This window comes from Streptomyces sp. NPDC057877 (assembly GCF_042796855.1).
Taxonomy (GTDB): domain Bacteria; phylum Actinomycetota; class Actinomycetes; order Streptomycetales; family Streptomycetaceae; genus Streptomyces.
In genome coordinates this window covers 355,061-367,780 of the sequence record NZ_JBHVMS010000001.1, presented here as the reverse complement: position 1 = coordinate 367,780, position 12,720 = coordinate 355,061, and the positions used below count along the sequence as shown (strand labels likewise).

Sequence of the window (12,720 nt, the reverse complement as noted above, 5' to 3'; positions counted from 1 at the left end):
GTCCGGGCGCCGGGGAGCGGCCCGTTAGGGTCGGCGCCATGGCTACTCCTGAATTCATCACCACCTTGCGTGCGTCCGCCGGTCATCAGCTGCTGTGGCTCCCCGGGGTCACCGCCGTCGTCTTCGACGACGACGGCAGAGTGCTGCTGAACCGGCGCTCGGACACCGGGAGGTGGTCGGTGATCGGCGGTATCCCGGAGCCCGGCGAGCAGCCCGCGGCGTGCGCCGTACGGGAGGTGGCGGAGGAGACCGCGGTGCGCTGTGTCGCCGAGCGGGTCGTCGTCGTCCAGGCCCTGGACCCCGTCACCTACGACAACGGCGACGTCTGCCAGTACATGGACATCACCTTCCGCTGCCGGGCGCTCGGCGGGGAGGCACGGGTCAACGACGACGAGTCGCTGGACGTCGGCTGGTTCGCGGTGGACGCGCTGCCGGACCTGCATGAGTTCGGCCGCCTGCGGATCAAGCAGGCGATGTCGGAGGCACCCACATGGTTTGAGCCCACAAGCCCGCACTGAAGTATGGGTGGCCACCACATGTGTCGGGGGATGGGTGCTGCCTAGGGTCGGAGCATGAGCCTGTCCCATGCCCTCCCCGGCGCCCTCGACCCCACGCCCGACCTCGGCGGTCGCACCGCCCTCGTCACCGGTGCCGCCGGTGGCATCGGCCGCGCCTGCGCGCTGCGGCTCGCGGCCGCCGGGGCCAAGGTCAGAGCGGTCGACCGCGACGACGCCGGGCTGGCCGCGCTCGCCGAGGCGGCCTCGGGCCTGCCGGGCGCCGTCGAGCCGCAACTGCTCGACCTCACCGACCTGGACGCCGCCGAACACGCCGCCGCGGGCACCGACGTCCTGGTCAACAACGCCGGACTGCAACTCGTGCGCCCCCTCGAACAGTTCCCGCCCGACGTCTTCCACACGGTCCTCACCGTGATGCTGGAGGCGCCCTTCCGGCTCATCCGCGGCGCCCTGCCGCACATGTACGGGCAGGGCTGGGGCCGCATCGTCAACGTGTCGTCCGTGCACGGTCTGCGCGCCTCGGCGTACAAATCGGCGTACGTGGCCGCCAAGCACGGACTGGAGGGGCTGTCGAAGACCGCCGCCCTCGAAGGCGCGTCCCACGGTGTCACCTCCAACTGCGTCAACCCCGGCTATGTGCGCACCCCCCTGGTCGAGCGGCAGCTCGCCGACCAGGCGAGGGCGCACGGCATCCCCGAGGAGCGCGTGCTGCGCGAGGTGCTGCTCCAGGACACCGCCGTCAAACGGCTCATCGAACCGGACGAGGTCGCCGCGGCCGTGGCCTACCTGTGCAGCCCACAGGCGTCCTTCGTGACCGGCACCTCCCTCGTGCTCGACGGGGGCTGGACCGCCCACTGACCCGCCGTAGCCGGGCGGAACCGAAGTTATCCACAGGGCTGACGGGGCGCCCGGGTGATGAGGAATCCTGTGAGCATGTCCCGCGATCACCTGCAGTCCGCCGAACGCCCCGCGACCGAGGCGACGGCCCCCGTGCCCGCCGAGGCGCCGTTCCTGGAGCTGCTCGCCCGGGGCGCCTCGGCCGACGCCTATGAGCAGCCCGTGCTGCTGGCCCGCGCCGGGGGCCATCCGCCCGAGCGGATCGCCGCCCTGGAGCACGCCAAGCTGCTCGCGCTGCGGGTGCGCTCCGAGCTGGAGGGGCGGCGGCGCCGGGAGGCCGAGCTGTCCGCGCTTTTCGAGACCGCCCACGACCTGGCCGGACTGCGCGACCTCGACGCCGTACTCCAGGCGATCGTGCAGCGGGCCCGCTCCCTGCTCGGCACCGACGTGGCCTACCTCAGCCTGAACGACCCGGAGCGCGGCGACACCTATATGCGGGTCACGGAGGGCTCCGTCGCCGCCCGCTTCCAGCAGCTGCGGCTCGGCATGGGCGAGGGCCTCGGCGGCCTCGTCGCGCAGACCGCGCGGCCGTACGTCACCGACGACTACTTCAAGGACCACCGCTTCCAGCACACCACCAGCATCGACGGCGGAGTACGCGACGAGGGCCTGGTCGCCATCCTCGGCGTCCCGCTGATGCTCGGCCACCACGTCATCGGGGTGCTCTACGCCGCCGACCGGCGCGCCCGGGTCTTCGAGCGCGAGCAGATCGCCCTGCTCGGCTCGTTCGCCGCGCTGGCCGCCGCCGCCATCGACACCGCCAACCTCCTCACCGAGACCCGCTCCGCCCTCGCCGGTCTGGAGCGCGCCAACGAGATCATCCAGGACCGCAGCGGCGTCATCGAACGCGCCTCCGAGGTGCACGACCGGCTCGCCGAGCTGGTGCTGCGCGGCGGCGGCGTCCATGACGTGGCCGCCGCGGTCGCCGAGGTCCTGGACGGCACCGTCGAGTTCACCGAGGCCGCCGCCGCGCCGCCCGAGGCCCTGGAGGCCTCCCGCGCCGAGGGCCACGCGGTCCGGCACGCGGACGACTGGATCGCCGCCGTGGCCGCGGGCGGCGAACTGCTCGGCGCGCTGGTGCTGCGCGGCCACCCCGGCCTCGACCCCGTCGACCAGCGCACCCTGGAACGCGCCGCGATGGTCACCTCCCTGCTGCTGCTCGCCCGGCGCTCCGCCGCCGAGGCCGAACAGCGCGTCCGCGGCGAACTCCTCGACGACCTGCTGGACGCCCGCGACCGCGACCCACGCCTGCTGCGCGAACGCGCCTCCCGGCTGCACGCCGACCTCGACGCCACCCATGTCGTGCTCGCCGCCCGCCTCGACGGCACCGCAGCCGACGCCGAACAGGAGGCCGCCGCCCGCCGCCGCCTGTGGTCCGCCGCGTCCCACCTGGCCGCCACCCGGCACGGCCTGGCCGCCGCCCGCGACGGCGGCACCGTCCTGCTGCTCCCCCTCACCCCCGGCGACACCGCCACCGACCTGGCCCGCCGCACCGCACGGCAACTCGGCACGGCGGTGCACGAAGCGGTCACCGTCGGCGCCTCCGCGCCGGTGGAGGACCTCACCGACCACCCCGAGGCGGTGACCGCCGCCTACGCCGAGGGCCGCCGCTGCCTCGACGCCCTGCGCCTGCTCGGCCGCTCCGGGGACGGCGCCGCCGCCGAGGACTTCGGCTTCCTCGGCCTGCTCCTGGCCACCGACCGGGACATCGCCGGATTCGTGGACCGCACCATCGGCCAGGTCGTGTCCTACGACGACCGCCGCGGCACCGACCTGCTGCGCACCCTGGACGCCTACTTCGCCTCGGGCATGAGCCCGGCCCGCACCAAGGACGAACTGCACGTCCACGTCAACACCGTCGCCCAGCGTCTGGAACGCATCGGCCGCCTCCTCGGCGACGACTGGCAGAACCCGGCCCGCGCCCTGGAGATACAACTGGCCCTGCGCCTGCACCGCCTGGCGGCCCCGGAACGCCACTGACCCCCGTACGCGGGGCGCGTACGGGGGCCGGGCAGGGGGCGCCGGATCAGACGGAGTGCGCGTCGGCCTTGGGAGCGGCCGGGGACTGAGCGCCTTCAGCGCCCCCGACATCGGACAGATCCCGATGACGCGTCTCCTTGGCCGCCGCCACCGCGACCACCGTCAGCAGCGCCGCCGCGATGACGTACAGGGAGATCGGTGTGGAGCTGCCGTAGTCGTTCAGCAGCGCGGTGGCGATCAGCGGGGCGGGCGCACCGGCGGCCACCGAGGAGAACTGCGCGCCGATGGAGGCGCCCGAGTAGCGCATCCGGGTCGCGAACATCTCGGAGAAGAAGGCCGCCTGAGGCGCGTACATGGCACCGTGCAGCACCAGTCCCACGGTCACGGCGAGGAGCAGACTGCCGAAACTGGCCGTGTCGATGAGCGCGAAGAACGGGAACATCCACGCCCCGATACCGACAGCACCGATCAGATAGACCGGCCGACGCCCGATACGGTCCGACAGCGCACCCCACAGCGGGATCACCGCGAAGTGCACGGCGGACGCGACGAGTACGGCGTTCAACGCGGTCTGCTTGGACAGCCCGGTCTCGGTGGTGGCGTAGACGAGGATGAAGGCGGTGATGACGTAGTAGCTGATGTTCTCGGCCATCCGCGCGCCCATCGCCACCAGCACATCACGCCAGTGATGACGCAGCACCGCGACGAGCGGCAGCTTCTCGGCGACCGCCGCGCTGTCCGCCTTGCGCGCCTCGGCCTGCGCCAGCGCCTGCCGGAACACCGGCGACTCGTCCACCGACAGCCGGATCCACAGCCCGACGATCACCAGCACACCGGACAGCAGGAACGGAATCCGCCAGCCCCACGACTCGAACGCCGCGTCCGACAGTACGGCGGTCAGCAGCGACAGCACACCGGTCGCCAGCAACTGCCCCGCGGGCGCCCCGGTCTGCGGCCAGGACGCCCAGAACCCGCGCCGCCGCGCGTCCCCGTGCTCGGAGACGAGCAGCACGGCCCCGCCCCACTCCCCACCGAGCGCAAACCCCTGCACCAGCCGCAACACCGTCAACAACACCGGCGCCGCACTGCCGATCGTCGCGTGCGTCGGCATCAGCCCGATCGCGAAGGTCGCCCCGCCCATCATCAGCAGGCTCAACACCAGCAGCTTCTTACGACCGAGCCGATCCCCGAAGTGCCCGAAGACCAGCGCACCCAGGGGCCGCGCCGCGAACCCCACCGCATACGTCAGAAACGACAGCAGCGTGCCGACCAGCGGGTCCGAGTCCGGAAAGAACAGCTTGTTGAACACCAGCGCGGCGGCGGAGCCGTAGAGGAAGAAGTCGTACCACTCGATGGTGGTGCCGATGAGGCTGGCGGCGACGATGCGCCTGAGATTGCCGGGTGTTGGGGGAGCGGTTGCTGCGGAGGCCATGTGCGCCACTTCCTCGTGTGCGGTGGGGACGGACGGGTGTCGGAACACCGTAGGAACGCGCAGGTCAGGGGCACATGTGGTGGGACTACATAGTTCGCGGGCGATGTATGCGTGTCGCCCCTATGTAGGGCGCGTCGTGGGCCGTTTCGAGGGCTTGATCGATGGCAGATCGAAGAGTGTCTGTGCTGCGTCATCCGGGGTGATGTGGGGACGGATCCGAGGGGAAGGCCAGGCCGGTGACGGTGCCAGCCTGGACGATCGGGCCATGCTGGGTGCCGCCGGAGACGGTGTTGTGCACCGTTGCAGGGCGGCTCGCCGCGGTGGCCGCCAGTTGGCGCAGCGAGGCTCCGAGAGCACTCAGGTCCTCGCCGGTGAGCGCTTCGGTTTCCACCAGACGACAGAGATGGGTCTGCCACTCGGCTGCGATGCCGGACGTGGCGTGCTCGTCCGCCGTGGTGCCGGTGCGGAGCAGCCGCGTACGCGCGTCGTCCAGGCAGGTGATCGCGGTGGTGTCCGCACCCGCGCGTGCCAGGAACCGGCCCATCAGCGCACGGGCGTGAGCCCATGAATCAGTGACCATGAGGGAGACCAGGGTGGTGGCTCCTGAGGCCGCCATCGCGGCCACTTCGGCGTCCATCGCGTCCTCCTGGATGCGCGGGGATGAAACGGCCCGGTCGGCGGTCAGGCCGTCTCGGCCGACGGGCTGGTGCCGGTGGCCGCCTCCGCAACGGTGTCGGGGGCGGGAGGTCGCGGCGGATCGAATCGGCGTATGAGGTCCTCCGCTGTCTCGTGTCGGTTGTGCTGCTCGATGAGCCGTGAGAACTGCTGGGCCAGCATCGCCCGCCGGTCGTCGTTCTCGGTGAAGCCCATGGCCTCGAAGAATCCCGACAGGTAATCCGCAGCCGAGGGCGCGGGGGGCGGGGGAGCGGCGGGCTCCGTGCCGGTGTCCGGCGTCCCGGGGCCTCCCGGCCAGTGCGGCAGCAACTCGAGCAGGCGCTTGGGGATGTCGGTGTCGTTGGCCGCGGAGGTCAGCTGCGCCAGCAGGGGGAGGTCGCCCACGGTCTTCGCCACGTGCTCGTCGTTCTTGGTGAGCCACCACACGACAGCGCTGCCGGTGTCCTTGAGGACGTCCTCGCCCAGATACCGGCGCCTGCTCTGCTCGTACTTGCGCTGGTGCTCCCAGACCGCCTCGTCCTTGCGCACGTCGGCGAGCCGGTCCAGACGCTCCTGATCCTCGTCGGGCAACGTGAGGCTGACGTCCTCCGCCATGGCACGGAGGTGGCCCGTGGAGTCCGAGCACATGCGGCTGAGGGCGCCGCCGAGTTCATGCTGAAGGAGCGAGGTGTGCCCGGGTTCCCGCTTCTCCGCAAGGGCGCGAGCCCGGCTGAGGACCGCGTCGACAGCGAGGCCGGCCGGGTTGAGGACCGTGCCGTGTCCCGGACCGTCGGTGAAGCACCACCGCACGGTCGCCGAGAAGACGAAGTGGTAGTCGTCCCAGAGGCTCGGGAGCGCCACTCGGTTGACGCGGCAGTCGGTCCGCTCCACCGGGGCGGCCGTGAGCTGCTCCTCGAAGCTGACCGGCACCGGGCCGCGGCGCTGTGAGGCCACCCGGAAGACTCCCGCGGGCACCACGAGAAGAAGCACGGCCAGCGCCGGCCACGTCCAGCCGGGCCATCGCTGCACCAGGCCGACGATGGCCAGCAGCAGTCCGCACAGAACGGTGAGGAACACGGTCGTCGTCTTGCGTGCGGTCGTCATGGTCGACCCCCTCCGGCCGGTGCCGACGGGGCGGCACGATCCAGGCCCTGGGCCACACCGATCTTGTGGAGCAGCAGGTCGGTCGTCTCGGCGGAGCGGGCGCCGCGGCCAGGCGAAGCCCGCTCCGCCTGGCGTGCGGACGCATACAGCGCGGCGAACGCCGCACCCCGGTCCTCCCCGCAGCGGTCGGCGGCGTCGACCAGCAGGTCGAGGAGGACCTCCCCCCGGTCACCGGCGCCCTCGGCCGCCCAGTGCAGCCAGCGCTGTATCTCTGCCCGTGGTGCCGCCCGTCGTCCCTCCGGCCGTGACACCGCGTCGCTCAGCACCGCGCGCCAGCACGTGGTCAGCGAGTGCCGGACCCCGTCCTCGTCTACGAGGGCCCGGGTGGTGACGGAGCGTTCCGTGAGCGGCGCCGGATGGCAGACGCGCAGAAAGAGGCCTAGGTCGGCCGGTGCGAGGTCGCCGCGTGCCAGCCGGTCGAGCAGCCTTCGGCGCAGCCGTCGGCTTCCGGCCACCAGGTCGCACAGGGCCTGCAGGGCGTGAGCCGTGCCGCGCTCACGCCGGGCGAGATGGTGCAGCCGGATCAGCGCGTGGTCCGGATGGTTGGGCGCGAGGACGTCGGCGCAGACCTGGACCAGTACCTCCGCGAACTCACCGGTCAGTCGGCGGTACGCGCACCACTGATAGATCCGTTCGCGGAACTCCCTGCCGTGGGCGGGGTCAGCGAGACCACAAGTGAGCGCCTGGACCGAGGCCTCGAAGTGTGCTCTGCCCGCCCTCTCCGCACTCCACCGCTCGGCGAGTGCGGCGAGCCCGTCCGCCCGCCCGGTCCGCAGGTACTCACCGGCCAGCCGGGCCACCAGTCCGTCGCGGACGTCCGGCACGAGATGCGGGTCGTCCGACCCGACGACCCGCGCGGCCCATGCGTCGAGATGGGGCCGCAGGTCGGGCATGTGGTCCCAGAAGTGGGTGCGGACGGCGGAGTCGTAGTCCACGTCGGTGAACCGTACGCGACCGTCCGGCCCGGAGCGGGCCGAGATCTCCGTCAGCCGCTGGGCAAGGTCCTTGCGCTGGAGGAGCGAAGTCTCCTCCTGAGGGGCCCCGACCGTGCTCAGCAGAAGCGCGGCCGCCCGGTGGACGACGTCGGCGTGCGCACCGTGGAGCATGGACACGGCAATCATCAGGGCGCGTTGGGAGGCCTCGGGCAAACCGGCGACGTGGGCGGCGACTTCGGTGCGGCGCCCTGCGCCCGCACGTTTCGCGGCCGCACACCACTCGGTGAACCCCTCGTCGGGCCTGGCCGTTTCGCGGGCCCGGCGTATGCGGTCGGCGAAGTCGGCGATCTCCCGCATGGGTTTGCGTTCGCTGAGGAACGCGTCGACGGTGACGTCGTTCTGGAGGAACTCCTCGTACGGCACGCCGTGGGCGCGTAAATGGCGCCTGAGAACCTCCATGGGGAAGGTCGGAGGTCCGATCTCGACACGGTAGTGCTGGATGTCGGGATCGAGGGCCCCGTCGTGCGGCATGACGACGACGAGATGGGCCCGCCGCTCGTGCACTGTCTGGCGCAGGGCGGGCAGGTCGTCCCGTGCCGCATGCCACAGACCGGTCCCCGCGGTGGACAGGTCGAGCAGCAGCCGGTCGCCCGGGTCGACGAAAGCCGGGTCGCGCAGAGGCAACTCGTCCCGCTCGTCGGGCAGGAGTTCGCGGAACGTCTCGCCAGGACGGTGGTGTTCGCGCAGTAGTACGCGGGCCGTGGCCGAGCGGCCGCTGCCGGGGGCACCATCGAGGATGACGGTGCCCGTCTCCTCGAGCGTGGTGCGGGCCCTGCCCATGTTGACGGGAGGAACCAACACCCGTCGGGTCCAGCGCAGTTGGTCATCGGAAAGCTGCCGGAAGACCGGCTTTCGAGGTTCGTGCGCAGCGGCTCCGAAGTTGACGTGGATGTGGCCGTCGCCCGTATGTGTGACACCCTGCGTGCTCTCGACCCTGGTCGTGTGCTCGGTGTTCACCGTCGGTCGTCCCGGGACCGGTCCGGCTCCTCGAACTGCTGGTGAACGTCCCCGTGGTGGTCGCCCTCGGTGTACGTCGTCCCGGTGCCCGAGATGTAGCGGTCGCCCGACACATGGCGGGAGTGGTTGTAGACGCTGCCGCTGCCCGTGTGGACCGTGGCGCTGGAACTCCTCACGATCGTGCCGCCGACGTCACCGCGGAAGTCGCCCGCTTGCACGGACGTTCCGCTCACGTCCCCGATCGAGTTGCGCACGCTGGTCGATGTCGGCGACGGCTCACCGGGCTCGCTCAGGTCCCGCAGCTCGGGGACCAGCTCAGCGACGAGATCACCGATCCGCCGGACGCCGGCCTTGGTGTCGTGGGTGCTGTCGAAGGGCACTGACTGCAGATCGGCGAGCCGCGCCAGCTCCGGGGGCAGGGCCGCCTTGCTCAGCCGGTCGGTCTTGCGGCCGTCCAGCACGGGCAAGACGACGAGTCCGCACTCGAACGCGGCCTCGATCTCCTTGCGCACCCAGTCGTCGGGATCCTGCAGTCGGCTGCGGAAGTTCGTCCAGTCCGGTCCTACGACGGCCAGCAGAACGGAGCTGCGGCGTAACGCGGTCAGCAGAGCGTCGGGGTAGGCATCCCCGGGGGCGATGGACCTGGATGCGCGGAAGACGCGGTCCTCGCCGAAGCGCCGTGACAGCTCCTGGTCGAGTAGGGCTGCGGTCCGCTCACCGTCGCCGGTGCGGTAGTTGATGAACACGTGGGGCATGCCGGTGACTCCTTCAGATGATGGACGAGTGCGACACCGTGCCGAGTCGCGGTCCCAGACGGCGTACGGAGGGATGGTTCGCGTGGCGCGCCAGGACGCGGGCGAGCCGCCGCAGGTCGGTCGTGACGGTGGCGGAACCCACGGCCTCCACCCGGTCGAGCAGGGGCGCCGCCAGCTCGCAGGCGTGGTCGATCTCGCCAGCCGACGCGTAGGCGAGTGCACGGCGGACGCCGTACCTGACCTGGGTGCGGACCGCGTTCTCGTCGACCAGGGCGAGTTGCCGGTCCAACTCCTCGCCCGCCTCGCGAGGCCGCCCGAGATCGGTCAGGCACCAGCCGGTGACCATGCCGACCGGATCCGGAAGGTGCATGGTGCCGATCACCGGTCCGTCGGTCCCCTCGTCGTGGCGGGCGAAAAACGCACGCGCGCGGTCCAGCGCGTGCAGACAGGCTCGGTGATCGCCGCCCAGGGCGTGGCCCTGGGCTTCGCGCTGCGCGGCGAGCCCGCGGATCCGCGGGGGTAGAGCGCTACTCTGCGCGCGACGGGCCAGAGCGATCGTCTGCTCGGCGTCGTCGTGGTACAGCGTGACCAGGGCCCGGCGGACCAGTGCGTAACCTGCCAGTGCCCGGTCGCCGCCAGCGGCCGCCAGATCGACCGCGCGCTGCGTCCACCACAGGGCCGCCCGCTCGTCCCCGGTCTCCTGCACCAGCCAGCCGACGTATTCGGCGTACCGGGAGCCGAGGGCCAACAGGTGGCGGCGGGTGCCGCTGTCACAGTGGGCGGACAGTTCCCGCAGGGTGTGGGTCTGTGCGATCAGAACGGGCAGGAGCAGACCGGGCGCCACCGTCTGGCCGAGTCTGCGGTAGTGAGTGAACAGCGAGCGGGAGGCTTCCTGCATTTCCGCGCCCGCGGTCGGCGTGGCCGGGCCCGCGCTGTCGGACCGCCACGTCATCAGCGAGGCGACACCGGCGCCCATGACGCCTCGTCGGCCCACGGGCTGGAAGGTGTTCGGGCCGTCCGGCGACAACTGCATTCTCCAGTCCTCCTCGTGGACATGGCCCGGCGCCGGATCGACGGGCTGGTCGGCGGTCTTCGGTGCGAGCAGGACCAACAGGGACCCGCCTGCCCCGAGGGCGGCGTCGCACAGACGGGCGAGGTCACGGCTGGGGGCCTTCAGGCCCCGCTCCACCTTGCTCAACTGCGCCTTGCTGTAGTGCACGGCGCCGGACAGGGCGGTGAGGCTGAGCCCCGCCTCCAGACGCCGCTTCCTCAACTCCTGGCCGAACCCGGTGGACGGCTGTGGCACGGAAACCTCCAAGCCCCTCCGCCGTGGCCGAGTCGGCACTGCACGAAAGAGTGCGGCAGCCAGGCTGGGGCGGACAAGGCGATCGATGCTGTTTCCCGTTTCCTTCTCCGACCCGGGAACGCGGCATGCGTGGCGGGGAGAACCGGACCACCTGGAAGCCGTGCCGCATGGGGAAGCCCGGGAGCCCATTGACTGGGAGGGCGCGTGAGCCAGGAGGGCGCGAGGGCCGCCGGGTTCCCCCGGCCGTGTGAGGCCTCGTGACGCGTAAGAGAGTCCGGGGTGTGAGTGACACACCACGGAACACCCTGCGGTACCGTTTTTCGGGCCAGTAGACGCCCCGGCCTCGAACCTCGGTCCCTCACTGGGTGCCCCATGGCACAGGTTGTAGAGACCGTCCAGGGGCGTCTATGTCAGTCCAGTGCGGGCATGAAATTGCAGGTCGCAGCCACTTGGTCCGGGAGCGTCTGCCCAGTTGGTGATGGCTGTGTGATACGCGGGTGATACGGCGAGGCCCCCCGAGGTCCGTCCCGGCGGGATCTCTGCGCGGATCCGTGAGACGGCGAAGCCGTACCGGAGCCCTCCGGTGCGGCTTCGCCGTGAGATCGAACGCGCTGGCGCGTACGATGCGTGCGGTCCGTGTGCCTGTGACTCTTTCGGGTGCCTGATGTGCGATCGCACCCGCTCATCCGTCCGTACGAGGGGTGCGTGCCCCTCCCAGCGTGACCGGGTCATGTGAGTGCGGGAGCGGGAACGGCCGGATCGGCTAGGGCCCTTCTTCTGGATCATCCACCGTGACCCGGCTGCACGCATTTCGCGCTGCGCCTGAGCGAGACGACGCCGCAGGGCGACGCGCAACACTAGGGCAGGTGTGCAGTCATCGTCAGCCAGAAGCGGCGGAGGAGCCTCGGATGCCGTCCAGGAGGTACATGGTGCGGCGGTCGTGATAGTCCCGGGGAGGCCGCGTGCCGTGCCTGAAGGCGAGGGTGTTGTCGACGACGAGTCCGTGGAGGCCGCCCGCCGTGAACTCCGGCCGCAGCGCACCGGTGGCCCGCGCCGCTGCGTTCAGCTCCTCGTTGGCCTCGCTTCCGACCCGGCAGACCCCCATGAGCCGCTGCGAATGCGGATACGTCTGCAGCAGCACGTCGTTGAGGGCGGGCTGGCGGTATCCGACCGACCGTGGCAAGAGGGGAGCGAAAAGGTCCGCCTCCGGGTCGATGACGGTGGCCGCGTTGTTGACGGCGGTGGCGGCCTCGCCGAAGCCGACCGAGATGAGGCGGACCTTGCCGGGGTGGTCGGTGATGTCACCCGCGGCGAACACCCGGGGCAGGTTGGTCGCCATGTGGGTGTCGACCGTGATCTTCCGGGCCTGGAGGTCCAGCCCCCAGTGTTGCAGCGGCCCGAGGTCGGCGAGGAAGCCGAGCGCGGCGACGACGGTTCCGGCCGGGACGAGGCGGGTCTCCTTGGTGACGCGGTGCCGGATCTCGGCCCGCTCCACCCGGTCGGCGCCGATGAGCCGGCTCACCTCGCAGTCGGTGACGATCTCCACGCCGAGGGTGCGGACCTTCTCGACGGACGCCGCGTGGGCGCGGAAGCGGGCGGCGTGCACCCGCGCACGGCTCACCCGACTGATGTCCGGTCGCGTGGCGCATGCCGGTGTTCGTACTGCGTACGACCGGACGAAACCGCCCCACGGGTTGTCAGCTTGCCGCGATGGCGTCCGCCACCGTGGAGCATGCGAGGCGGGCCACGGACCGCGGCTCGGAGTCCGGGGACCCGATGCGGCTCAGGACGGCCAGCGACTGGTTGACGCCGACCACGAAAGTGGCGAGTTCGTCCAGCGACTGGCAGTCCGCCGAAGAGTCCGCCAGGGACATACGTATCCGCTGCCGCTGCGCAGCGGCCCTACCTCGGTAAGACCCGCTGCGTCGCCGACCTGTCCGCCCACGCTGACCCCGAGGAGGAGGGGGAGAGTCGGCCCGCCGACGAGTTCGCGGGTCCGCTGAACCGGCCGGTAACGTCGCGCGCCCGCCGTGCGAGGCAGATCTTGGCCTTGTCATCGCTCCGA

The 12,720-nt window shown here is 71.4% G+C and carries 11 protein-coding genes; 3 read left to right on the top strand and 8 right to left on the bottom strand.

Annotated features, from left to right (window positions below):
- The first annotated feature begins 38 nt into the window (after positions 1–38).
- The 3 genes from ACFVQG_RS01690 to ACFVQG_RS01680 all read left to right on the top strand — a co-directional run bounded on the left by ACFVQG_RS01690 (position 39) and on the right by ACFVQG_RS01680 (position 3,392).
- Positions 39–518, top strand: coding sequence for an NUDIX domain-containing protein (locus ACFVQG_RS01690; RefSeq protein ID WP_383375604.1), 480 nt, complete (start codon positions 39–41; stop codon positions 516–518).
- Between the two features lie 54 nt (positions 519–572).
- On the top strand, positions 573–1,373 hold the full coding sequence (locus ACFVQG_RS01685; RefSeq protein ID WP_383375602.1) for a 3-hydroxybutyrate dehydrogenase: 801 nt from the start codon (positions 573–575) through the stop codon (positions 1,371–1,373).
- A gap of 75 nt (positions 1,374–1,448) precedes the next feature.
- Positions 1,449–3,392: a helix-turn-helix domain-containing protein gene (locus ACFVQG_RS01680; RefSeq protein WP_383375600.1), complete on the top strand. Its 1,944-nt coding sequence runs from the start codon at positions 1,449–1,451 to the stop codon at positions 3,390–3,392.
- A gap of 46 nt (positions 3,393–3,438) precedes the next feature.
- Here ACFVQG_RS01680 and ACFVQG_RS01675 read toward each other — a convergent pair whose 3' ends face one another.
- From ACFVQG_RS01675 to ACFVQG_RS01640, 8 genes are all read right to left on the bottom strand, one after another.
- The gene (locus ACFVQG_RS01675) at positions 3,439–4,824 is read right to left on the bottom strand and encodes an MFS transporter (RefSeq protein WP_383375597.1); all 1,386 of its coding nucleotides are present in this window, start codon (positions 4,822–4,824) and stop codon (positions 3,439–3,441) included.
- A 190-nt stretch (positions 4,825–5,014) separates the two neighbouring features.
- Entirely contained in the window at positions 5,015–5,461 is a 447-nt protein-coding gene (locus tag ACFVQG_RS01670) for a hypothetical protein (protein ID WP_383375595.1), read from the bottom strand.
- A 44-nt stretch (positions 5,462–5,505) separates the two neighbouring features.
- Positions 5,506–6,582: a hypothetical protein gene (locus tag ACFVQG_RS01665; RefSeq protein WP_383375591.1), complete on the bottom strand. Its 1,077-nt coding sequence runs from the start codon at positions 6,580–6,582 to the stop codon at positions 5,506–5,508.
- Positions 6,579–8,438, bottom strand: a complete 1,860-nt coding sequence (locus ACFVQG_RS01660) for a hypothetical protein (protein WP_383375589.1) — start codon at positions 8,436–8,438, stop codon at positions 6,579–6,581. The genes ACFVQG_RS01665 and ACFVQG_RS01660 overlap by 4 nt, the downstream gene beginning before the upstream one ends.
- A 152-nt stretch (positions 8,439–8,590) precedes the next feature.
- Positions 8,591–9,349, bottom strand: a complete 759-nt coding sequence (locus ACFVQG_RS01655) for a toll/interleukin-1 receptor domain-containing protein (protein WP_383375587.1) — start codon at positions 9,347–9,349, stop codon at positions 8,591–8,593.
- A 13-nt stretch (positions 9,350–9,362) separates the two neighbouring features.
- Entirely contained in the window at positions 9,363–10,655 is a 1,293-nt protein-coding gene (locus ACFVQG_RS01650; protein ID WP_383375585.1) for a helix-turn-helix domain-containing protein, read from the bottom strand.
- An 880-nt stretch (positions 10,656–11,535) separates the two neighbouring features.
- A complete protein-coding gene (locus tag ACFVQG_RS01645) occupies positions 11,536–12,276 on the bottom strand; it encodes an NAD(P)/FAD-dependent oxidoreductase (RefSeq protein ID WP_383375583.1) in 741 nt (246 codons plus the stop codon).
- Between the two features lie 76 nt (positions 12,277–12,352).
- Complete coding sequence (locus ACFVQG_RS01640; protein WP_383375581.1) at positions 12,353–12,529, bottom strand: hypothetical protein; 177 nt, start codon at positions 12,527–12,529, stop codon at positions 12,353–12,355.
- Positions 12,530–12,720 lie beyond the last annotated feature (191 nt).